The following is a 19,308-nucleotide window of genomic DNA, read 5'->3' on the forward strand; positions in this document are numbered from 1 at the left end:
TGCCATCGGGGCGGGTGCGCGGCATGGAGGCGCGAGGCAGATGGGGATGTCGATCGTGGAGCGAGCCAAAGACGCACGGCGCTTTCAGCGCAGGGCGCGCCAGGAGGCCGACAAGGAGGCGCTGAAGGCGCTGATCCTTAAGACCGCGCGCAAGGAGTTCGCCGCCGGCACGCTCGAGACCGTATCGATCCAGAAGATCGCCGACGCGATCGGCTACTCGAAGGGCACCGTTCTCAAATATTACCCGACCAAGCTGCTGCTGCTGCTCGCGGTGAAGCAGCAGAATCTCGAGGCGGTCGCCGAACGCCTCGAGCGGGTCCGCGCGGAGACGGCCGACAGCGATCTGCGGCTGCGGCGCGTGATGGAAACCTATCTCGATTACTGGGCCGACAATCCCGATCACTTCCGCTCACTGTTCTCGATGTCCGGTACGACCGAGGACCGCCGTTTTCCCGACGGCGTCTATTTCGGCGAGACCGAGATCGCGCGCCGCAGCTACGAATTGTTCGTGATCTCGGTGCGGGAATTTCTGGCGGCACATGGCGCCGAGCCGGCGCCTGGCCTGCCGCAGCGGCTCGCGACCGCGCTGCTGGCGGCGACCCACGGCGTGGTCGCGCTCACGCTCGGCACCCCGACCATGAAACTGCCCGACATGCGCGGCACCGGCCGCCTGCTCATCGCAAGCCTGATCGATGCCTGGACGGCCAGGCTTGCCGCCGCTCGGAAAAACGACGGCTGGCCGCGGATCACGATCGGCACCTTCGCCTGACGGAGCGTGCCGCGCGTCCCCGCATACGCTACACGCCCCTCATACGCGAAGCGATGTGGAATCCCGTGCGTTCGCCTGCTAAGCGCCGCCCATGGATACGACGCAGCGCGATCGAACGGTGGGCTTTCTCTGCCTAGTGGTGTGACGGCGTTCGGCTGAGACGCTGCGTCGCCTGCCGCCGACATCGGCGTCAACGGGCATGCTGCTGGTGCCGGTCATCGGCGTGGTGTCGGCCGCGATCATTCTCGGTGAGCCGCTGGGCCTGCGCGAGATCGGCGCCATGGCACTGACGCTCGGCGGCGTGACGCTGGCGCTGCAGCGAGCCTGATGCAGGCGAGGGAACGGACATCGGTGCATCGCGTTCTCCCGAAAAGGGAGCTTGGCCATGCGCAAGGCGATCGCGCGGCTTGATGCGGAGCAGAGGGCGCAACTGCTTTATCTCGCAGATCTCGGCACGGCGATGTTCACGTCGGCCCTCGTGGTGTGCATCCTGAAGGCGATTGTCGACCTGTTCGCCGCAGGCTGAACCGCCACGTCTGCGCCAACGCGCCGTCAATCCTCTTCCGCCTCTAGCGGGGCATCGCTCTGGATATGTCCATCCGGCCCCCGGTTGAATACCCCGTAATCGCTCGATTTCACTCCTGCCGCCCCATCGGTGCCACCGCCGGCCAGACCGAGCTTGAGCAACTCGCGGACCGCCGCGGCGCGGGTCGGCATGCGGTGCTTGAAGCGGAAATCGTCGAGGGCTGCCAACTCCTCTGGCGACAGCATGACCTGAAGCCGTTCGGCGCGAAGCTCATTCATCGCAAAACACCCAAACTTAGCTTGTTGAGTGATTTGCTAAACCGCCAAACTCGCGTGGGGTTCCATCGGTTGAGTTAAAAACGTTGATTGAGTAAATTTTCCAAATGAAATCAATAGTTTAGATAAAAATAAAGGAACGGTCCGACCACCCATCTCGTTATGCTGCTGGAGAGATGCCATGACCAACCACGTCAAGCTTCCCCGCAAGCTATCCGAGGAGCCGGAAGCCCCGAAACCGCGGCGTCCGAGCCACGCGAAAGTCATCGAGCAACTGGACCGCTGGGCCAACAGCCCCGGTCTTCAACCGCCAAAGGTCGATAATGCAGAGGACGATTCAAAAGCGGAAGCGATCTGAACCCCACACATTCGAGCAGCGCCTCGAGGAACACCGCGTGCGACTTGAAAGCCGGCTCGCGCAATTGCCGCGCGGTGCCGAACGCGAGCAGATCGTCGCGCGCATCGAGCAACTGCGGACAGCCGTCGAATTGAACGCGATGCTGTCGACGGCCGGCTGAGCCGAGAAGCGAAACGGCGGAACGGCCCACTTGCTCCCGCCGCTCCGCCCGCCTACCATTCCCATGTTGATGGGGATGGAGTTCCCCGATAACCGCCGCAAGGCTGATGACTCCTACCGGGCGCGACAGCGTCGGTAGGAGCATGCGCCACCGCCGACCCGCCGTGTCCCGCGAATGAGAAGGGACAGCGCATGGCGGGTCTTCCTGGTTCACTCTCAATCGCATTGTCGCTGGTCGGGTCGATCTGGCTCGTCGGTGTCGTCGCCCTGCTGGTCGGCGCGCCGGGCGAGCTGGTCGCGGCGACCTTCGTGCTTGGGTTGGTGGCGGGCTTCGTCGAATGGCGAGCCGGAAAGGTGGAGCATTGAACGTTCAGTTGTTGGCGGCGGTCGCGATCGGCGGTTCGCTGGGATCGGTCGCGCGCTATCTGGTGGCGATCGGCGCGGGGCGCCTTGTCGGTACGGAATTTCCCTGGGGCACGCTGGTGATCAACATCGTGGGTTCATTCCTGATCGGCGCCTTCGCGGAGGCGTTCGCGCTGAGCTGGAATGCCAGCCAGGCGATGCGGGTGTTTCTCACCGTCGGCATTTGCGGCGGCTTCACCACCTTCTCGACCTTCTCGCTCGATGCGATCGTGCTGATGCAGCGCGGCGAGCTATGGTTGGCCGGCGCCTACATGGCAGCCTCCGTTGCGCTTTCGATTCTCGCGCTGTTCGGCGGCCTGCTGCTGGTGCGGGCGTTCACAGCCTAGTCAGTCGCGCGGCGGCCGGTGCGTGGATTGAGCGGTGCGGTCGGCGGCCGTCGCAGCGCTTCGGGCAGGAACGGCTCGCCGCGCTTCGGCGTGGCGTCGGCGCGCACATCGGCGGCCCATTGCGCACGTTCGTGCGGCGTCTGGTTGTCGTTGAAGGTTCGCTTCACATCGACGCCGTCGACGGGATCGTTGACGCCGTTCCGGCTGGCGGGATGGTCGACGCCGCTGTGGATGTCACTGGAGTTGCCCATCGCGGCCTCCGTGCTCGGCGGATCCGGATCAAGATTTGATCCTGGATCCAGGACTTCTGCACCAACGTGGCCGGCGCAAGCGCCGTTCCAAACATGAAAGTGAAGGGCGGGAGGTACCGTCCGCCGCCCGGAATCCTTGGCGCGTCCGGGACCAGCCGGTAGGATGGAACCCGGATGGCAGCCAGGAACCAAAGGAAAGACCGGGGAATGAAGCACGTCGACGTCGCGGTGATTGCTGCCACGCTGTGGCTGCTGGCGTCGATGGTGCTGGACATTCTGACGCCGAAGTCGATCACCGCGCTGATGATCGCCGCCGCGCTTGCGCCGCCGTTTCTGATCGGGATCGGCATCCATTTCACGCGTGAATATTTCAAGGCGAGGCGGCGCAGCTACCCGCCGCCGCAGTTGGACGAACACTTCAAGAACTAGCGTGTTTTCGAGCGACGTGGGCACCGGTTCGCGTGAAGAAAACGCGTGTCAAAACTGAATCCAGGCCCCCGTTTCGATTCAATCGGAGCGGGGCAGGGCTGCGGGACGGGCTGCACGTGCTGCATTGAACTGCCCACATGGCTTGCTAAGCTTGCGCCATGACCGAGCATCTCCCGGAAACGATCAGCCGCCTCTACACCGACCCTGGCGAATATGTCGACAGCGACCATCCCGCCGTCGAGGCGTTCGCCCGCGCCGCCGTTCCGTCCGACGCCAACGCGCGCGACAAGGCGCGCCGGCTCTACACCGCGGTGCGCGACGGCATCCGCTACAACCCCTATGTCAGCATGCGCTCGCCCGAGAGCTACCGGGCCTCCAGCGTGCTCGCCGCCGGCAACGGCTATTGCGTCGGCAAGGCGGCGCTCTATGCCGCGGCCTGCCGGGTCCGCGGCATCCCGGCGCGTGTCGGCTTCGCCGATGTGCGCAACCATCTCACCACCGAGAAGCTGCGCCAGAGCATGGGCTCGGACCTGTTCACCTGGCACGGCTTCACCGAAGTGTTCGTCGACGGCGCCTGGCGCAAGGCGACCCCGACCTTCAACGACACGCTGTGCGCCAAGCTCGGCGTCAAGCCGCTCGATTTCGACGGCCACGCCGACGCACTGCTGCATCCCTTCGACGGTGAAGGGCGCGCCTACATGCAGTATGTCAACGACCACGGCAGCTATCACGACGTCCCCGCCAAATTCCTGATGCGCGAGATGGCGCGCGAATACGCCGACATGCAGGGCGAGGATCTCGCCGGCCGCGACATGGAGCGCGAGGCGGCCGAGCAGTAGCGGACGTGTGAGCCGATCGCGCGCCGGTTGAGGGGGCGGTGTCATGGATGCGGAGCTGCCGAAAGCGCAGGTCAGCCGCCCCGCCAAAGGCTGGGAGGACGCGGTCGCGCTGACCGGCTTCATCCTGGTCGCGGTCGGGCAGGCCTCCAACCAGGTTCTGGCGCGCGGGCTTGCCGGCTCGGTGCCGCCGTTTTCGCTGGCCTTCTTCCGCTGGAGCATCATCGCCATCGGCCTCGCGCCGTTTGCGATCGCAGCGATCCGCGACGGCAAGATCCCGCTGGCGCAGAACCTCTGGCCGATCTTCGCCGCCGGCTTCCTCGGCATGTTCCTGTGCGGCGGCCCGGTCTACATCGCCGGCATCACGACCACGGCGATCCACATCGCGCTGATCTTCGCGCTGTCGCCGATCATGGTGCTGCTGATCTCGGCGGCGCTCGGCATCGAGCATATTGGTCCGCTGCAATGGCTCGGCACGGCGCTGGCGCTTGGCGGCGCGCTCCTGATCGTCTCGGGCGGTCATCTGGAAACGCTGACGCAATCGAGCGCGGCCTGGGGCGATCTCCTGGTGGTGTGCGCGATGCTCGGCTGGTCCGGCTACACGCTGCTGCAGTCGCGCGTCGCGCCGCGCGCCTCGCTGCTGGCTCGGGTCAGCCTGTTCTCGGCGGCCGGCGCGCTGTGCTCGCTGCCGCCGGCGCTCCAGGAGATGTGGGCGACGCCCGCGGAGGTGTTCAACACCCGGGCGTTCGAGGCCTATGTCTTCGCCGGCCTCGTGCCCGGCCTGATCGCCTATGCCGGCTTCGCCTGGCTCGGCGCGAGATTCGGCTCGGTGCGGAGCTCGCTGGTGCTCTACGTCGCACCGATCGCGAGCGCGCTGCTGTCCTGGATCATCCTCGGCGAGCCGCCGAAGCCGATCCATCTGGTCGGCGGCCTTTTGATCCTCGGCGGCGTCTGGGCGAGCCTGCGCAAATAGATCCAGTTCCTTCCCAAGGTGCAACCTTTTCCGGCCTCATGCGTTGAATCCAGCGTTGATTCAAGAGCTTAGTCGGAGGTCGCATGAATCTTACTCCCCAGCAGCGCAAGGACCGTGATGCGCAGCGTCAGCAAGATGCATCGCAGGCGATGAAGGAGCATCGCGCCAACGAGAAGGCGTTCTACGACAACTTCCAGCGCCTCAAGGCCGAACGGCAGGCGCGCGAAGCCGCGGAGTTACGGAAGACGAAATCCGCTTCGAAATAAGCGCTTGGAGTCACACCCACCAATCCGGATGGCCCGGATCTGATCGACCGAGAAGGAGCGGAAGCGAGGGGGCGAGCACGGCGCAAACAAGCTCGCCCCGAAGACGAGAAATCTCCAGGCTTATGGAGGACGTCAGATGTACTTTGCCGATCAGAAAACGGTCACCTGCAAATGCGGTGAGCCCTTGAGCGAATTGATGCTCGTCGACGACCAGACAACCGGAATCAAGTTTCACGTCGGTCGTTGCCCGTCCTGCCGTGAAGTGACGGTTGTTCGATCCCAGGACATGCCATCGAACGACAATGCCTGACGCGGACGGTCCCCTCGCGAGTGGGAGGACCGGGCCATTGGTTTCAGATTGTTCGATTGCGACCGGTGAGCGACAGGCCGGCTGACGCATCGTTTGCGGCACAGAAAAGAGCAGGGCGCGACCGGCATCACCACGGTCGCGCCCTACGTCGCCGGTCAATGGGGCAGGGGGAATAACCGGCTCTTCCAAAGACTCGCAGACCCCCTGAGTCGTTCCGCACAAGCGAAAATATTTTCGTACACGGTTAAGTGATGGCCGGACGCGAGAACCCCGCGGGTTTCGTTCGCGTTGTGTCCGGGATCGCCAAGGGATCGTCGAGCGAATTTCCATGGGGCGAGGGACATCACCATGTCAAAGATTCAGATGGGAATTTTCGCTGCGCTGGCGGCTGGGCTGACGCTTGGCGCCGTCCAGCTGGCATCTGGCCACGATCTCATCGGCCGCCAGCAGGTCACCACCGCACTGGCGCCGGAGAGCGCCGTCAATCGCGCCGCCAAGACCGACCGTTCCACGGTTCCGGTCATCGGCCTGCCGAGCCGGACCGTTGCGCTGAAGGTCGAGCGGCTTCCCGATACGTCGGTGCTGGTCCGCGTCCCCGTGGCCAAGGAAGAGGCGCGCCATCGCCCCGCGGTGCCGGCTCGGGCACGGCCCGGCGACACCCGCAAGGTGGCCTGCGAGCCCGTGGTCAGCGTGCTGACCGAAGTGGCCAAGCTGCTGCAGCCCGGCCGCTGCGTGACCTGAAAAGGGCGCACAGTCGTCTAATGTCGACGGAGTCATCGCCCGGGCTGAACACTTGACCGGGCGATGACATCGTTGGTTGCGGTTTGCACCTTACCGGGCAACGCAGGCTATTCCTCCTCCTCCGCCTCGCCGCTGCTGGCAGCGCTGCGGCTTGCCATCAGGCCAAGCGCGAGGCCGCCGATCGCCAGGATCGGGATCAGCCGCTTCGCCCCGATGGCCCGCACGATCTGCAGGCCGGTGGCGACCACCACCGGATCGGCAAACACATTGGCCGCGGCGGCCTTTGCCGCCTTCTCGGCGCGGCGGCGCATCTCGCGCTTGCGCACGATGTAGACGCTGGCGACGATCAGCGTGACGACAAGGAACAGCGCGGCGCCGGCGAGGCACGCTTCTACCGGTCCGTAGTGCTGCAGCACGTAGACGAAGGCGGCCGCGCACAGAAAGCCGATGGTGATGAACAGCGCGATCGCGGCGGCCGCGGCCAGCGACGTCAGCCGCAGCGCGTTGCCGGTGGAATCCTTGACGTCATTGATCAGCCGCTGAAGCATCGACCAGCCCTGCCCTGAATCTTGCCCTGAACCTTGCCTTGAGCCTTGCCCTGAAGAGCGCGTCGACAAACGCGGCGGCGGCGCGCCAGCGCCGCCATCGCATCCAGAGGGGTGGTTTCCGCGGGATCGCCACCATGGGGCTCATCCCCCGGAGACCGCAGGTTGTCTAGCGGCGCCAGGTGACGCCGATCAGGAAGCCGAGACCGAGCGCAAGGCCGACCGTCGCCAGCGGCCGCTGCGTGATCATATCTTCCAGTGATTCCTCGATCGAGGATGCGGCATCCTGCGCCGCGCCCATCATCGCGCTGCCGCGCTCCGACATGTCGTCGAGCGTATCTTCCGCACTGGCGCGCGCATCCTTGTAGCGGCGGCGGGCCTGCTTGCCCGCGTTGTTGGCAAACGAGTTCAGCGCGTCGGTGATCTGTTCGGTGAGGGCGGCGATATCGTTCTTCACGGCGGTGACATCCTTTTCAAGGCGTTCGTAGGTCGCTTTGTCCGTCATGTTCTTGATCCCAAATGCGCTGTCCGTGCTCGACATCGAAAAGCTCCCGGAGAACTTGCGTGCTGGAGCAAAAACGCGCCGCGCGGTGCATGGTTCCAGCCGTGAAACCGGGCTTTCAAACGGTGCCGGCTTCGCTCGAGAACGCCTTGCTAGTGTGCTGAATGCGAAGTTCGTGCGATTTCGCGCCAGCCACTTTCACGAACTTCGCATTCATAAAGCACACTAGAATCATAAGTTTGCTAGTGTCCTTATCGAATCCGAAGTTCGCTCCGAAGGTACGGCAAATGATGCGAACTTCGGATTCGGGACACTAGTCCTCCGGCAGCTGCGGCGAATTGACCGGCATCAAATGCTCCTTGACGATCAGTGCCACGATCAGGAGCGGCGACGACAGGAAGGCGCCCATCGGGCCCCATAGCCAGGTCCAGAACGCCAGCGCCAGGAAGACTGCGAGCGCGTTCAGCGACAGTCTGCGGCCGACGATCGTCGGCGTGACGAAATGTCCTTCCATGAAGGTCACGACGGTAAAGCAGGCCGGCGCGATCAGCCCGGCGCCGATGGTCGGCGAGGCGATGATGCCGACCGCGACCAGCACGACAAACATCGCGATCGGCCCGATGATCGGAACGAAGTTCAGCGTGGCGGCGAGCGCACCGAGCCCAGCCGGATTTGGCATGCCCGTTGCTGCGCAGATCGCGCCGGTGACGATGCCCACGCCGACATTGATCATGGTCACCATCAGAAGATAATTGCCGAGATGGGTCTCGACCTCGTTGAGGATGCGCAGCGTACGCAGCCGCGCCGTGCGTTCGCTGAATGCCATCACCAGTGCGCGGCGCAGATCCTTCCAGCTTGCGATGAACAGGATCAGGGTCGCGATGAACAGCAGGAATTCGGCGAAGGTCGGCGACAGGAATTCCAGCGTCGGCTGCACCCATTCGAATTTCGGCAGCTGGAGCGTGGCCAGCGTATCGGAGCCGCCGACCATGGTCTGCAATTCCTGCCACAGCGCGAGCGGCCGGTCGAACACGTGCAGCTTCTCCTTCAGGATCGCGCCGAGCTCGGGCGGCCGCGAGCTCCACTCCATCACCGGCGAGGCAATCAGCCCGACCATGAAGCTGACGGCGGCGCCGACCGCGATCACGATGACGACCGCGCCGAGCGCGCGCGGAATCCGATAGCGCTCGAGCATGCTCGCCGCCGGCGACAGCATGGTGCCGACGATGAAGGCCATGGTAATCGGGAGGAAGAAGGCGCGTGCGAAATAGAGCACCGCGACAATGACAATAACCAGCAGGGCCATCAATGCGAAAGCGACGGCCTCGGCGCGGCTGACAACCGGCGGCAGTTCGATCTTGCTGTCGGGGACTGGCGTGCCTTCGGGCGCTTTGCCAAGCAGGTCTTCACTTGGAAAGGCGCGCACCGAACTCCTCCCGCGTGAGGACGAACAAACCCGCCGCGTGGTCGCCCCGCGCGTCGAATGGCGCGATGACAACGGGCCGCTCCTCGGAAAGTTCCGTCGCGCGTTCGTGAGACGTGACGGGTTGACAATCGCGGCTTCGCGACGACTCGCGGCGGAACCGACTCGCGGCCATGCGCGTTGGCCCAGCATCGCATCACCACGATGCGCATCCCGTCCAGGGGCAGCACATGACACAGCAGTCTGTTTCCAGCCGCCGGCTTGCGTCGCGCGCCGCGCGCACCTTTGCCTTCGCCAGCGTCCTGTTTGCGACGCCGTTTGTTGTCGCCACGTCGGCCAGCGCCCAGGTCCGTTCTTCCGCGCTCGGCTATGCGTCGACGCAGTCGGGCGCATTTCCCGCCGACGAGGTGATGAACGACCCCTCGAGTGCCGGCGAGGACGGCGCGCTGCCGGAGCGGCTGCGCCGGACCACCGTCGCGCTCAACACGACTGAGGCGCCCGGCACCATCATCATCGATACCGGCAACACCGCACTCTATTACGTGCTCGGCGGCGGCCGGGCGATCCGCTACGGCGTCGGCGTCGGCCGCGACGGCTTCACCTGGGCCGGCACACAGACCATCAGCCGCAAGGCCGAATGGCCGGACTGGCATCCGCCCGCCGAGATGATCAGGCGCCAGCCCTATCTGCCGCGCTTCATGGCCGGCGGCCCGGGCAACCCGCTCGGTGCGCGCGCGATGTATCTCGGCTCGAGCGAATACCGCATCCACGGCACCAACGATCCCTCGACGATCGGCAAGTTCGTCTCGTCCGGCTGTATCCGCCTGACCAATGAAGACGTTTCCGACCTGTTCAGCCGGGTCGATGTCGGCACCAGGGTCGTGGTGCTGCCGAAGAACGCGCCGCACCTCGCCGCGCGCGAGATCGGCCCGACCACGACGCAGATCCCGGTCCGGCCGGCCGCGGCGCGGCCGCGCCCCGCGGCGGCGACGCTGCCGTCCGGGCGTCAGGCGATGAACATCCCGACGGCTTCCTCGTTGTACTGACGATCGATGTTGTACTGAGGGCCGGTGATGGTGACGCGATACTCCAGGCGGTGGGCGTTCGGGACCGCGGCAGTGCTTGGCCTGTCCCTTGCGCCTGCGGCGCAAGCCCAGGATTTCTTCTCGCAACTGTTCGGCGGCTTCATGCATGGCCGCCCGCCGATGATTCGGATGCCGTTCGACGATGGCCCGCCTATGATGCCGCGGGTCGAGCGCCGTCCACGCTATGACGTCGGCCAGGCCTATTGCGTGCGGACCTGCGATGGCCGCTATTTCCCGCTTGCGTCGACCGGCAACCAGAGCAAGGCGGAAAGCTGCAACAGCTTCTGTCCGGCGAGCGCGACCGAAGTGGTCTATGGCGGCAATATCGACAACGCCGCGACGGAAGACGGCAAGCCGTATTCCGAGCTGCCGAACGCGTTCCGCTATCGCGACGAGCTGGTCTCGGGCTGCACCTGCAACGGCAAGGACTCTGTCGGCCTCGCCGCGGTGAAAATCGAGGACGATCCGACCTTGCGCAAGGGCGACATCGTCGCCGGCAAGGACGGGCTGATGTCGGTGAGCCGTCCGGACCGGCGCGGCGCGCAGCTCAACTTCACGCCGGCGCCGGATCGCATCCGCGCCAAATATGGCCGGCCGGCGGTGGTGGCGCGCGAGTAGCGTCGATCACATGCGGGCGGCCGCCTTCGGTTCCTGGCGCGGAACCGGCCTGCCTCCTGCACGTTAGCAAAGGGCGAACAGCACATTCACCGATGCCATCAGGGGGCTCCGCATGCTCGTCGGCGTACTCGTCACCTTCCTTGTCGTTATTCTCGTTCTTTATCTCATCAACATGCTGCCGCTCGACGGCCGCGCCAAGCAGATCGCGCGCGCCGTCGTCATCATCATCGGCATCATCTCGCTGCTGAAGTATCTGGCGGTGTTCTAGATCCGTCATTGCGAGGAGCGAAGCGCAACCATCCTCATCGTCGTCCCTGCCTGGTGCGCAATTGCGCACTAGGCAAGGACGACAATGGCGGCGGTCGTGATTCAAGTTGTCAAACAGCTTCTCGGTGTCGTCACCCGCGCATGCATGAGCGGGGGGTGACACGGCGAGGGCGTCTGCACGATTTCGGGATAATGGAAATGTAGAGCTGATTTGCCCGACGAGTCAAGTCGCCGTATCCGCCGGCACCTTTGCATGGGGTTGTTTTCGATAATTTGGCAGTGCGCCCTTGCGACGGCAGGTGATCGCGTCCGGCTCTTCCCGGCGTTACTTGCGGCGCCAACAAAAAAGCCCCGGCTTATCGCCGGGGCTTTTGCTTGTCGTTGCGATCGCTTGCAGATCAGCCCGCGGCCTTGGCCTCGCGGCGGCGCGCGGTGAGGATGTATTCGGTGTAGCCGTTCGGCTGCGTGCGGCCCTCGAAGATCAGGTCGCAGGCGGCCTTGAAGGCGGTGCCATCGAACGCGGGCGCCATCGGCTTGTAGAGCGAATCGCCGGCGTTCTGCTTGTCGACGACGACGGCCATGCGCTTCAGCGACTCCATCACCTGGTCCCTGGTGATGACGCCCTGATGCAGCCAGTTCGCGAGGTGCTGGCTCGAGATGCGCAGCGTGGCGCGGTCCTCCATCAGGCCGACATCGTGGATGTCGGGCACCTTGGAGCAGCCGACGCCCTGGTCGATCCAGCGCACGACGTAGCCCAGGATGCCCTGGCAGTTGTTGTCGATCTCCTGCTTCACGTCGTCGGGCGCCCAGTTCGACTGCGACACCGGAATGGTGAGGATGTCGGAGAGCTTGGCACGCGGCCCACCCTTGGCGAGCTCCTGCTGGCGGGCGATCACATTGACCTGGTGATAGTGCAGCGCGTGCAGCGTGGCCGCGGTCGGCGACGGCACCCAGGCGGTGGTGGCACCGGCCTGCGGATGGCCGATCTTCTGCACCAGCATGTCGGCCATCTTGTCGGGGGCGGCCCACATGCCCTTGCCGATCTGGGCATGGCCGGGCAGGCCGTCGATCAGGCCGTTGTCGACGTTCCAGTCCTCATAGGCCTTGATCCACGGCTGCGCCTTCATGTCGTTCTTGCGGATCATCGGACCCGCTTCCATCGAGGTGTGGATCTCGTCGCCGGTACGGTCGAGGAAGCCGGTGTTGATGAACATGATGCGCTTGGAGGCGCGCTGGATGCAGGCCTTGAGGTTGACCGTGGTGCGGCGCTCCTCGTCCATGATGCCGACCTTCAGCGTGTTCTCCGGCAGGCCGAGCATCTTCTCGACCTCGGCGAACAGGTCGCAGGTCAGCGTCACCTCGTCGGGGCCGTGCATCTTCGGCTTGACGATATAGGCCGAGCCGGTGCGGCTGTTCTTGACTTTGGAATTGCCCTTGAGGTCGTGGATCGCGAGCAGGCCGGCGACCGCGGCATCCAGGATGCCTTCCGGGATTTCCTCACCCTTGGCGTCGAGCACGGCGTCGGTGAACATGTGGTGGCCAACATTGCGCATCAGGAGCAGGCTGCGGCCGTGCAGCTTCAGCTCGCTGCCGTCGGGCCTCTTGTAGACGCGGTCGGCATTGAGCGAGCGGGTCAGCGTCTTGCCGCCCTTCTCGAAATCGGCCGACAACGTGCCGTTCATCAGGCCGAGCGTGTTGCGATAGACCAGCACCTTGTCCTCGGCGTCGACGGCAGCGACCGAGTCTTCCATGTCGAGAATGGTGGAGACCGCCGATTCCAGGATCATGTCGGCGACGCCGGCCGGGTCATCCTTGCCGATCACGTTGTTGCGGTCGATCTTGACCTCGACATGCATGCCGTTGTTGACGAGCAGGATCGCGGAAGGCTGGGCGGCGTCGCCCTGATAGCCGGCGAACTGGGCGGCATTCTTCAGCGCGGTCGAGTTGCCGCTCTTCAGCTTGACCGAGAGCTGGCCCGCGATCACGGCGTAGGAGGTGACGTCGGTGTGGCTTCCGGTCGCAAGCGGCACGGCGGCGTCGAGGAACGCCTTCGCCTTCGCGATCACCTTGTCGCCGCGGGCCTTGTTGTAACCACGGCCAGCTTCGCTCGGATCGTGCGGGATCGCGTCGGTGCCGTAGAACGCGTCGTACAGCGAACCCCAGCGCGCGTTGGCGGCGTTCAGCGCGTAGCGGGCGTTGGTGAGCGGCACCACCAGCTGCGGGCCGCAGATCTTGCCGATTTCCTCATCGACATTTGATGTCTCGACCTTGTGGGTCGCGGGCTCGGGCAGCAGGTAGCCGATGTCCTTGAGGAACGCGGTGTAGGCGTTGATGTCGAACGCCTTGCCCCTGTTGGCGCGATGCCAGTCGTCGATCTTGGCCTGCAGCGTGTCGCGGACCGCGAGCAACTCGCGGTTCTTCGGTCCGAGCTTCTGGATGATGGCGGCAAGTCCGGCCCAGAACGCATCCGGGGCGATCCCGGTTTTCGGCGTCGCCTCCTTGGCGATGAAATCGAACAGGACAGGGGCGATCTTCAATCCATGGGCATCGACACGAGTCATGATGGGCTTTCTCAAAGAAATGGGGCGTTTAGGAGCTGTTTTCGAGAGAAATCAGCAAAAAACGCGCCAAAGGGCCGCGTTCACGGCCCTTTTAGCCCTAAAGTCCCGGTTCTGAGAAGGCCCCCTTTCCGGCCCCACGCTGCATCGTCACGCGGGCGGCCACCCTGAATTTTCCAAACGCCAGGGGTCCGCTCCCGGAAATCCCGTCAGGGCGCCCCGGTGCGTACCTTGCTGGCGATCAGCAATGCAGCGAGCACCAGGGGAATTGCGCCCGCTACGAACACAGCGGCTGCGCCCATCAGATCAAGCACCAGCCCGCCGCCGGCCGCGCCCATGGTGATGCCGAGGAAGATCGAGGCCACGGTCAGTCCGGTCCCGCTCTCGGTCTCGTCGGGCACCATGCGGGTGATCCAGGTCGTGGTCGCGACCGGTACGCCGCTGAAGGCAAATCCCCAGAGTGCGACCAGCACCAGAGCCGGAATGACGTCCTTGCCAAAGACCGAGAGCAACAGACCGATCACGCTGATCGCCAGCGGCATCGCGATCAGCGTGAGCTTGAGTTTGCGCTCGGCCACCAGCCCGCTCGCGAACGAGCCGAGGTAATTGGCGACGCCGAAGGCAAGCAAGGTCGCCGCAACTCCGGCGGCGCCCAGCCCGGTCACGCTCTCGAGGAATGGACGGATATAGCCGAAATAGCCGAAGTGTCCGGTGAAGACCAACGTTGCCGCCAAGATGCCGGCGCCGATCCCCGGCCGTGTCAGGATGTCGATCAGGGTGTCGAGCCCGGCTTCTCCCCTTGGGGCCAAACGCGGCAGAGCGAGTGCCTGGATGACGAATACTGCTGCGCCCAATGCCGTCGCGAGCAGGAACACGGAGCGCCAGCTCGCCACCTCGCCGAGATAGCTGCCGAGCGGAACGGCAATGATCATCGCGGCGGGAATGCCGCTCATCACGATCGACAAGGCCCGGGCAACCAGCGACGGCGGTACCAGCCTGATCGTCGTCGCTGCCGCCATCGCCCAAAACCCGCCGATGGCAAGGCCGAGCACGATCCGCGCCGCCAGCAGGAACGTGATGCTCGGCGCCAGCGCCACCAGCAGATTGGAGATCACCAGGAGAATCGAAAAGCTGAGCAGCACCGGCTTTCGGTTGAACCTGCGCGTCAGTGTCGGCGTGAACAATGCTCCGACCAGCCCGGCCAGCGAGGTCGCGGTCACGGCCTGACCGGCGAGGCCCGGACTCACACCGAGATCGCGCGCCATCGGCGTCAACAGACCGGACGGCAGGAACTCGGCCGTCAGAAGTGCGGTGACGCCCAGCATCATGGCCGCGACGGCGCCCCAGGCGGGCCTTTCCGGTGAGGCCGGCTTGTCACCAACCTTGAGCGCGGCGTCGCCCGGCATCAGCGCAACGGCATCGGCGTGCGCCAGAGCGGGGTCCACTTCTTGATCCATTGGCCGAACCTTCCATCTATGTTGCACCGCCGCAGACATAGGCTGGAGGTTTTGGACGATCTATGCCATAAACACTCTAATGTTTGATCGTTCGTCCAGATCGCCCGCCGCCGATACGACCGACGCCGCCGTCGATCTGGTGAGCGAGTTGCTGCTCGGCATGCGGCTTGAGGGCGTTCACTACCGTCGGATCGAGACGCGGGCGCCCTTCGGGTTTCGGTTCGAAACGCCGTACGGACGCGCGCAATTCCACTTCGTTGCACATGGCACGGCACTTCTGCGCTACGCTGATGCGACGCTGCTTCCCCTTGGATGCGGTGACGCGATTTTCCTGCCGCGCGGCGGCGCGCATGATCTTGTCTCGGCCTCGGATGAGCCGAGTTGCGACGTCGAGCGTTTCGAGACCGAGACGCTGTGCGGCAATGTCGATGTGACATCGGCCTGCCCTGAAGGATGCCCGCAGGACGAGTCGGTCCTGGTCTTCAGCGCCTGCATGAATTTCGATCTTGGCGGCATGCGCCCGCTGATCGCGCTGATGCCGGAGGTGATGCGGGCCGACACGTTGCTTGCGCGCCAGCCGGAAATCGAACCGATGCTGAAGGCCATGGAGCGGGAGACCTGCACGCCGCGGGCCGGCTCCGTCGGCGTGATGGCGCGGCTCGCCGATGTGCTCGCCGCGTCGATCGTGCGTGGCTGGGTCGAATGCGGCGGCGACAACGCCATGGGCTGGTTCGAGGCCTTGCGTGATCCACGTCTCGGCCGCGCGATCGGCGCGCTGCATCGCGCGCCCGGCCGCAACTGGACTGTTGCTGAATTGGCGGCGGAGGCGGGTTGCTCGCGTTCGCTGTTCGCCGAGCGCTTCCAGGCCATGACCGGGCAATCGCCGCTGCGCTATCTTGCCGAGCTGCGCATGCGTCTCGCGACACAGTGGATCAAGCATGAACGCCAGCCGATCGATGTGATCGCGCAGCGGCTTGGCTATGCGTCACAGGCGGCGTTCAGCCGCGCGTTCAAGCGTGTTACCGGGCAATCGCCTGGGATGGTACGGCACGGGGCCGCAAGCCGCGCGGCCGAATAGGCCTCAACACCGCCGTCTGCCCCGCTGCAAGCGGGGCATCCGGTACGCCGCGGCCTATCGGCTCAATAATTGCTGTCTCTGGAATACTGGATCGCCTGGACAACAAGCCGCGCGATGACAGCAAGAGAAGCTAAATATTCGCCGCGAGGTCGGTCAGTTCGTCGAACAGGATGCCAGTCGTGGCCAGCATCCGCTCGATCTCGTCGGTGGCATCGCTGACCGAGCGGTTCGAGGTGTCGATGGTCAGTTCGTTGCCGGTCGGCGGCTGGTAGTCATTGGTGATGCCGGTGAAAGACGGCAATCCGCCGGAGCGCGCCTTGGCGTAATGGCCCTTCGGATCGCGGGTCTCGCAGACCTCGGCAGGCGTTGCGACATAGATCTCGCGGAATGCGCTGTCGGCGATGCGGCGAGCTGCCGCACGGTCGGCGGTCGATGGCGACACCGCGGCGACGATGGCGATATGGCCGTTGCGCGCCAGATGGGTCGCGACTTCGGCGAGGCGGCGGATGTTTTCGGCGCGGTCCTGCGGCGAGAAGCCGAGATCGCCGTTCAGCCCGGCACGCAGCGTGTCGCCATCGAGCAGGATCGGCGAGCCGCCATTGCCGAACAGGCGCCGTTCCAGCGCCCGCGCCAGGGTCGACTTGCCCGAGCCGGGCAGGCCGGTCAACCAGACCACTGCGCCGTTGTGGTGGTAGCGCGCCGAGCGCTCGTCCGGCCGCAGCGCGGACTCCACCGGCACGATATCGACCGGCACCGCCGGCCGGCCGGCGTCGACCGACAGCACGAGACCGCCGCCGGCGATACGGCCGTTGACCTCGATCACGAGGCGGCCGGTGCGCGGATTGTCGGTGTAGGGATCGGTTGCAACCGGCTGCGCCAGCGAGATGTCGATCTCGCCGACATGGTTGCGCGCGATCGCGGTGTTCTCTTCGTTGGACAGCGCGCCGGGATCGACCGCCTTCTCGATCGCGACCACGGTGGCGCGGCTTTCCTTGGTGCCGAGCCGGATCAGGATCTGCTCGCCCTTGGTCAGCGGCTTGTCATGCAGCCAGAAGATCCGGGCGCGGATGCGGCGGGTGTCGCGCGGGCTCTGCCCGGAATGTCCGATGATGTCGCCGCGCTCGAGGAACAGCTCGCGGTCGAGCGTGATGCCGACCGAGCGTCCGGCGCCCTGTGGGGCGTTCACCGGCGTCACCGGCCAGCTCTCGACGGTCTTGATCCGCGCGATCTTGCCGGTCGGCATGATCACGATCTCGTCGCCGGCCTTCAGGCTGCCGGACTCGATGCGGCCCGCCACGATGCGGCGGTCGTCGAACTTGTAGATCGCCTGCACCGGCAGCCGCAGCGGCAGCTCGGCCAGCGGGCGTGCCGGCTCGAGCGCATCGAGCGCCTCGACCACGGTCGCGCCCTTGTACCAGTCGATCCGCGGCGTGCGTTCGGCAACGCCGTCGCCGTCGCGCGCCGAGATCGGGATCACGGCTGTGGGGGTCACGCCGAGGCCGATCAGATGCGCGGAAATCTCGTCGCTGATCTCCTTGAAGCGGTCGGCGCTGAACTCGACGCGGTCCATCTTGTTGACCACGACCGCGACCTGCTTCACGCCGAGCAGATGCAGGAGATAGCCGTGCCGCCTGGTCTGGTCGCGCACGCCTTCCAGCGCATCGATGATCAGCACCGCGCCGTCGGCCTGCGAGGCGCCGGTGATCATGTTGCGCAAGAACTCTGCGTGGCCGGGCGCGTCGATCAGCACGACGTCGCGCGAGCGGGTGCGGAAGCGGATCTGGGTGGTGTCGATGGTGATGCCCTGGTCGCGCTCGGTCTGCAGCGCATCGAGCAGGAACGACCACTCGAACGGCATGCCGCGCCGCGCGCTCACCGCCTTCAGCATTTCCAGCTTGCCGTCGGGCAGGCTACCGGTCTCGTGCAGCAGGCGCCCGACCAGCGTCGACTTGCCGTGATCGACATGGCCGACGATGACGATGCGCACCTGCGGCCGCGTCGTGCCGTTGGGCGTTGCCGAGATCGAGGCAGTGGGAAGGATCATGTTCATCGGAACGCTCGCACGAAGCTTGGTGTTGCTTGAAGTGTTGGTCAGAGATAGCCGGCGACGCGCAGCCGCTCGAACGCATCCTCGGTCTCGTGGTCGAGCGCACGGCCGGCGCGCTCCGGGATCTTGGTGCCGTCGAGCTCGGTGAGGATCTCGTCGATGTTGGAGGCGGTGGATGCGACCGGGAAGGTGATGTCGGCATCACCCAGCGAGCGGTAGCGCTTGCCGTCCTTGGCGAGATAGAGCGGGATGATCGGAATATTCTCGCGCTTGGTGTAGGCCCAGATGTCGGCCTCGGTCCAATGCAGGATCGGATGGATGCGCAAATGCGCGCCCTGCGGCGGCGAGGCGTTGAACTGGTCCCAGAACTCCGGCGGCTGGTCGCGGACATCCCATTCGCCCTCGAGGCCGCGCGGCGAGAACACGCGCTCCTTGGCGCGGGTGGCCTCCTCGTCGCGGCGGATGCCGGCGATCAATCCGTCAAAGCCGAACTTGTTGAGCGCGAGCTTCAACCCCTCGGTCTTGCGCGCGGCAGAACGCGCGGCCGGCGGCAGGGTCGGGTCGACGCTGTCGATCGGCGGGCAGGGCTCGACGCGCAGGTCGAGATCCCATTCCTTTCCGAAGCGGTCGCGGAACGCGTACATCTCCGGAAATTTCTTGCCGGTGTCGACGTGCAATGCCGGGAACGGGACGCGGCCGAAGAACGCCTTGCGCGCCAGCCAGATCATCACGTTGGAATCCTTGCCGAGCGACCACAGCAACGCGAGCTTCTTCAGCCGGGCGAACGCTTCGCGCAGAATGTAGATGCTCTGCGCCTCCAGCTCGTCGAGATGATCCATCGACGGAGGCGCCTGATTGGCGGGAATCCCCGGCACGGAAGATGCATTGCTAAGCGCTGCGGACCGCGTCCTGGCGGCGACGGATTCGTTGTCGAGAAGATGCATCTCTTGGCCTTGGCCTGTGGAGTTGAAAATTCTAAAGTTGCGCTGCAATAGAGAAGAAATAATTTTCTCTTTGCTGGCCTTGATCGAGAGATAAATAGAAAATAATTTCAGTCAACCCCCAAGTTGGGGAAGCGAGTGTCTG

Annotated in this window: 26 protein-coding genes, 1 pseudogene and 1 riboswitch; of the genes and pseudogenes, 18 read left to right on the top strand and 9 right to left on the bottom strand. The window is 65.1% G+C overall.

Features of this window, described 5'->3' with window-relative positions:
* Positions 1-46 precede the first annotated feature (46 nt).
* The 3 genes and pseudogenes from ACVI1L_RS17665 (at position 47) to ACVI1L_RS17675 (ending at position 1,295) form a co-directional block, all read left to right on the top strand.
* Positions 47-769, top strand: a complete 723-nt coding sequence (locus ACVI1L_RS17665) for a TetR/AcrR family transcriptional regulator (RefSeq protein WP_229191703.1) — start codon at positions 47-49, stop codon at positions 767-769.
* 157 nt (positions 770-926) lie between these two features.
* Positions 927-1,097 (top strand): annotated as a pseudogene (locus ACVI1L_RS17670) (EamA family transporter); the annotation flags it as partial.
* A gap of 57 nt (positions 1,098-1,154) precedes the next feature.
* Positions 1,155-1,295, top strand: coding sequence for a hypothetical protein (locus ACVI1L_RS17675; RefSeq protein ID WP_155258615.1), 141 nt, complete (start codon positions 1,155-1,157; stop codon positions 1,293-1,295).
* Positions 1,296-1,321: 26 nt separating this feature from the next.
* Here ACVI1L_RS17675 and ACVI1L_RS17680 read toward each other — a convergent pair whose 3' ends face one another.
* Positions 1,322-1,573, bottom strand: coding sequence for a hypothetical protein (locus ACVI1L_RS17680; RefSeq protein WP_057016136.1), 252 nt, complete (start codon positions 1,571-1,573; stop codon positions 1,322-1,324).
* Positions 1,574-1,751: 178 nt separating this feature from the next.
* Between ACVI1L_RS17680 and ACVI1L_RS17685 the strand changes: the two genes are divergently transcribed.
* From ACVI1L_RS17685 to crcB, 4 genes are all read left to right on the top strand, one after another.
* Positions 1,752-1,928, top strand: a complete 177-nt coding sequence (locus tag ACVI1L_RS17685) for a hypothetical protein (RefSeq protein ID WP_194295308.1) — start codon at positions 1,752-1,754, stop codon at positions 1,926-1,928.
* 37 nt (positions 1,929-1,965) lie between these two features.
* On the top strand, positions 1,966-2,088 hold the full coding sequence (locus tag ACVI1L_RS17690; RefSeq protein WP_256521238.1) for a hypothetical protein: 123 nt from the start codon (positions 1,966-1,968) through the stop codon (positions 2,086-2,088).
* Positions 2,089-2,150: 62 nt separating this feature from the next.
* A riboswitch (Fluoride riboswitch) is annotated at positions 2,151-2,211 on the top strand.
* A 68-nt stretch (positions 2,212-2,279) separates the two neighbouring features.
* Positions 2,280-2,453: a hypothetical protein gene (locus ACVI1L_RS17695; RefSeq protein ID WP_156436118.1), complete on the top strand. Its 174-nt coding sequence runs from the start codon at positions 2,280-2,282 to the stop codon at positions 2,451-2,453.
* A complete protein-coding gene (gene crcB / locus ACVI1L_RS17700) occupies positions 2,450-2,836 on the top strand; it encodes a fluoride efflux transporter CrcB (RefSeq protein WP_456783372.1) in 387 nt (128 codons plus the stop codon). The genes ACVI1L_RS17695 and crcB overlap by 4 nt, the downstream gene beginning before the upstream one ends.
* Here the strand turns inward: crcB and ACVI1L_RS17705 are convergent.
* The gene (locus ACVI1L_RS17705; protein ID WP_057016138.1) at positions 2,833-3,087 is read right to left on the bottom strand and encodes a hypothetical protein; all 255 of its coding nucleotides are present in this window, start codon (positions 3,085-3,087) and stop codon (positions 2,833-2,835) included. The genes crcB and ACVI1L_RS17705 overlap by 4 nt on opposite strands.
* 207 nt (positions 3,088-3,294) lie before the next feature.
* Between ACVI1L_RS17705 and ACVI1L_RS17710 the strand changes: the two genes are divergently transcribed.
* The 6 genes from ACVI1L_RS17710 (at position 3,295) to ACVI1L_RS17735 (ending at position 6,642) form a co-directional block, all read left to right on the top strand.
* A complete protein-coding gene (locus ACVI1L_RS17710; RefSeq protein ID WP_456783373.1) occupies positions 3,295-3,516 on the top strand; it encodes a hypothetical protein in 222 nt (73 codons plus the stop codon).
* Between the two features lie 158 nt (positions 3,517-3,674).
* A complete protein-coding gene (locus ACVI1L_RS17715) occupies positions 3,675-4,355 on the top strand; it encodes a transglutaminase-like domain-containing protein (protein ID WP_456783374.1) in 681 nt (226 codons plus the stop codon).
* 43 nt (positions 4,356-4,398) lie between these two features.
* The gene (locus ACVI1L_RS17720; protein WP_168857995.1) at positions 4,399-5,325 is read left to right on the top strand and encodes a DMT family transporter; all 927 of its coding nucleotides are present in this window, start codon (positions 4,399-4,401) and stop codon (positions 5,323-5,325) included.
* An 83-nt stretch (positions 5,326-5,408) separates the two neighbouring features.
* Positions 5,409-5,591: a hypothetical protein gene (locus tag ACVI1L_RS17725; protein ID WP_057016142.1), complete on the top strand. Its 183-nt coding sequence runs from the start codon at positions 5,409-5,411 to the stop codon at positions 5,589-5,591.
* Between the two features lie 136 nt (positions 5,592-5,727).
* A complete protein-coding gene (locus ACVI1L_RS17730; protein ID WP_168857994.1) occupies positions 5,728-5,901 on the top strand; it encodes a hypothetical protein in 174 nt (57 codons plus the stop codon).
* A 348-nt stretch (positions 5,902-6,249) separates the two neighbouring features.
* A complete protein-coding gene (locus ACVI1L_RS17735) occupies positions 6,250-6,642 on the top strand; it encodes a hypothetical protein (protein WP_076824921.1) in 393 nt (130 codons plus the stop codon).
* A 107-nt stretch (positions 6,643-6,749) separates the two neighbouring features.
* Here ACVI1L_RS17735 and ACVI1L_RS17740 read toward each other — a convergent pair whose 3' ends face one another.
* Complete coding sequence (locus tag ACVI1L_RS17740) at positions 6,750-7,190, bottom strand: hypothetical protein (RefSeq protein ID WP_456783375.1); 441 nt, start codon at positions 7,188-7,190, stop codon at positions 6,750-6,752.
* A 166-nt stretch (positions 7,191-7,356) separates the two neighbouring features.
* On the bottom strand, positions 7,357-7,728 hold the full coding sequence (locus ACVI1L_RS17745) for a DUF883 family protein (protein ID WP_016842979.1): 372 nt from the start codon (positions 7,726-7,728) through the stop codon (positions 7,357-7,359).
* Here ACVI1L_RS17745 and ACVI1L_RS17750 point away from each other — a divergent pair.
* A complete protein-coding gene (locus tag ACVI1L_RS17750) occupies positions 7,718-7,918 on the top strand; it encodes a hypothetical protein (RefSeq protein WP_141342503.1) in 201 nt (66 codons plus the stop codon). The two genes, ACVI1L_RS17745 and ACVI1L_RS17750, sit on opposite strands and share 11 nt — an antisense overlap.
* 84 nt (positions 7,919-8,002) lie before the next feature.
* Here the strand turns inward: ACVI1L_RS17750 and ACVI1L_RS17755 are convergent, their stop codons facing one another.
* The gene (locus tag ACVI1L_RS17755; protein WP_456783376.1) at positions 8,003-9,115 is read right to left on the bottom strand and encodes an AI-2E family transporter; all 1,113 of its coding nucleotides are present in this window, start codon (positions 9,113-9,115) and stop codon (positions 8,003-8,005) included.
* A gap of 227 nt (positions 9,116-9,342) precedes the next feature.
* On the opposite strand from ACVI1L_RS17755, the gene ACVI1L_RS17760 reads away from it, so the two are divergent.
* The 3 genes from ACVI1L_RS17760 (at position 9,343) to ACVI1L_RS17770 (ending at position 11,083) form a co-directional block, all read left to right on the top strand.
* Positions 9,343-10,158: a L,D-transpeptidase gene (locus ACVI1L_RS17760; RefSeq protein WP_456783377.1), complete on the top strand. Its 816-nt coding sequence runs from the start codon at positions 9,343-9,345 to the stop codon at positions 10,156-10,158.
* Positions 10,159-10,185: 27 nt separating this feature from the next.
* On the top strand, positions 10,186-10,815 hold the full coding sequence (locus tag ACVI1L_RS17765; RefSeq protein WP_057016146.1) for a DUF2865 domain-containing protein: 630 nt from the start codon (positions 10,186-10,188) through the stop codon (positions 10,813-10,815).
* Positions 10,816-10,927: 112 nt separating this feature from the next.
* Positions 10,928-11,083, top strand: a complete 156-nt coding sequence (locus ACVI1L_RS17770; RefSeq protein ID WP_085970696.1) for a Thivi_2564 family membrane protein — start codon at positions 10,928-10,930, stop codon at positions 11,081-11,083.
* Between the two features lie 397 nt (positions 11,084-11,480).
* Here the strand turns inward: ACVI1L_RS17770 and ACVI1L_RS17775 are convergent, their stop codons facing one another.
* Together ACVI1L_RS17775 and ACVI1L_RS17780 are read right to left on the bottom strand one after the other, a co-directional pair.
* Positions 11,481-13,643 (bottom strand): malate synthase G, encoded by a 2,163-nt coding sequence (locus ACVI1L_RS17775; RefSeq protein WP_456783378.1) that lies wholly within the window; start codon positions 13,641-13,643, stop codon positions 11,481-11,483.
* Between the two features lie 206 nt (positions 13,644-13,849).
* Positions 13,850-15,097: an MFS transporter gene (locus ACVI1L_RS17780; RefSeq protein WP_456783379.1), complete on the bottom strand. Its 1,248-nt coding sequence runs from the start codon at positions 15,095-15,097 to the stop codon at positions 13,850-13,852.
* Positions 15,098-15,257: 160 nt separating this feature from the next.
* Here ACVI1L_RS17780 and ACVI1L_RS17785 point away from each other — a divergent pair, with 160 nt between their 5' ends.
* A complete protein-coding gene (locus tag ACVI1L_RS17785; RefSeq protein ID WP_456785564.1) occupies positions 15,258-16,175 on the top strand; it encodes an AraC family transcriptional regulator in 918 nt (305 codons plus the stop codon).
* 130 nt (positions 16,176-16,305) lie between these two features.
* Here the strand turns inward: ACVI1L_RS17785 and cysC are convergent, their stop codons facing one another.
* Both cysC and cysD read right to left on the bottom strand, forming a co-directional pair.
* Entirely contained in the window at positions 16,306-18,225 is a 1,920-nt protein-coding gene (gene cysC / locus ACVI1L_RS17790) for an adenylyl-sulfate kinase (RefSeq protein ID WP_168858367.1), read from the bottom strand.
* Positions 18,226-18,266: 41 nt separating this feature from the next.
* On the bottom strand, positions 18,267-19,061 hold the full coding sequence (gene cysD / locus ACVI1L_RS17795) for a sulfate adenylyltransferase subunit CysD (protein WP_168858368.1): 795 nt from the start codon (positions 19,059-19,061) through the stop codon (positions 18,267-18,269).
* Positions 19,062-19,308: the final 247 nt, after the last annotated feature.

The sequence above is a fragment of the Bradyrhizobium sp. USDA 4516 genome (assembly GCF_054055915.1).

Bases quoted from the DNA above. Each gene is read 5' to 3' on its own strand.
- ACVI1L_RS17740 (WP_456783375.1), bottom strand. From the start codon at position 7,190: ATGCTTCAGCGGCTGATCAATGACGTCAAGGATTCCACCGGCAACGCG.
- ACVI1L_RS17770 (WP_085970696.1), top strand. From the start codon at position 10,928: ATGCTCGTCGGCGTACTCGTCACCTTCCTTGTCGTTATTCTCGTTCTT.
- ACVI1L_RS17730 (WP_168857994.1), top strand. From the start codon at position 5,728: ATGTACTTTGCCGATCAGAAAACGGTCACCTGCAAATGCGGTGAGCCC.
- ACVI1L_RS17785 (WP_456785564.1), top strand. From the start codon at position 15,258: ATGCGGCTTGAGGGCGTTCACTACCGTCGGATCGAGACGCGGGCGCCC.
- ACVI1L_RS17765 (WP_057016146.1), top strand. From the start codon at position 10,186: ATGGTGACGCGATACTCCAGGCGGTGGGCGTTCGGGACCGCGGCAGTG.
- ACVI1L_RS17715 (WP_456783374.1), top strand. From the start codon at position 3,675: ATGACCGAGCATCTCCCGGAAACGATCAGCCGCCTCTACACCGACCCT.
- ACVI1L_RS17665 (WP_229191703.1), top strand. From the start codon at position 47: ATGTCGATCGTGGAGCGAGCCAAAGACGCACGGCGCTTTCAGCGCAGG.
- ACVI1L_RS17735 (WP_076824921.1), top strand. From the start codon at position 6,250: ATGTCAAAGATTCAGATGGGAATTTTCGCTGCGCTGGCGGCTGGGCTG.
- ACVI1L_RS17720 (WP_168857995.1), top strand. From the start codon at position 4,399: ATGGATGCGGAGCTGCCGAAAGCGCAGGTCAGCCGCCCCGCCAAAGGC.
- ACVI1L_RS17705 (WP_057016138.1), bottom strand. From the start codon at position 3,087: ATGGGCAACTCCAGTGACATCCACAGCGGCGTCGACCATCCCGCCAGC.
- ACVI1L_RS17775 (WP_456783378.1), bottom strand. From the start codon at position 13,643: ATGACTCGTGTCGATGCCCATGGATTGAAGATCGCCCCTGTCCTGTTC.
- ACVI1L_RS17685 (WP_194295308.1), top strand. From the start codon at position 1,752: ATGACCAACCACGTCAAGCTTCCCCGCAAGCTATCCGAGGAGCCGGAA.
- ACVI1L_RS17680 (WP_057016136.1), bottom strand. From the start codon at position 1,573: ATGAATGAGCTTCGCGCCGAACGGCTTCAGGTCATGCTGTCGCCAGAG.
- ACVI1L_RS17745 (WP_016842979.1), bottom strand. From the start codon at position 7,728: ATGTCGAGCACGGACAGCGCATTTGGGATCAAGAACATGACGGACAAA.
- ACVI1L_RS17695 (WP_156436118.1), top strand. From the start codon at position 2,280: ATGGCGGGTCTTCCTGGTTCACTCTCAATCGCATTGTCGCTGGTCGGG.
- ACVI1L_RS17675 (WP_155258615.1), top strand. From the start codon at position 1,155: ATGCGCAAGGCGATCGCGCGGCTTGATGCGGAGCAGAGGGCGCAACTG.
- ACVI1L_RS17760 (WP_456783377.1), top strand. From the start codon at position 9,343: ATGACACAGCAGTCTGTTTCCAGCCGCCGGCTTGCGTCGCGCGCCGCG.
- ACVI1L_RS17780 (WP_456783379.1), bottom strand. From the start codon at position 15,097: ATGGATCAAGAAGTGGACCCCGCTCTGGCGCACGCCGATGCCGTTGCG.
- ACVI1L_RS17710 (WP_456783373.1), top strand. From the start codon at position 3,295: ATGAAGCACGTCGACGTCGCGGTGATTGCTGCCACGCTGTGGCTGCTG.
- ACVI1L_RS17725 (WP_057016142.1), top strand. From the start codon at position 5,409: ATGAATCTTACTCCCCAGCAGCGCAAGGACCGTGATGCGCAGCGTCAG.
- cysC (WP_168858367.1), bottom strand. From the start codon at position 18,225: ATGAACATGATCCTTCCCACTGCCTCGATCTCGGCAACGCCCAACGGC.
- cysD (WP_168858368.1), bottom strand. From the start codon at position 19,061: ATGGATCATCTCGACGAGCTGGAGGCGCAGAGCATCTACATTCTGCGC.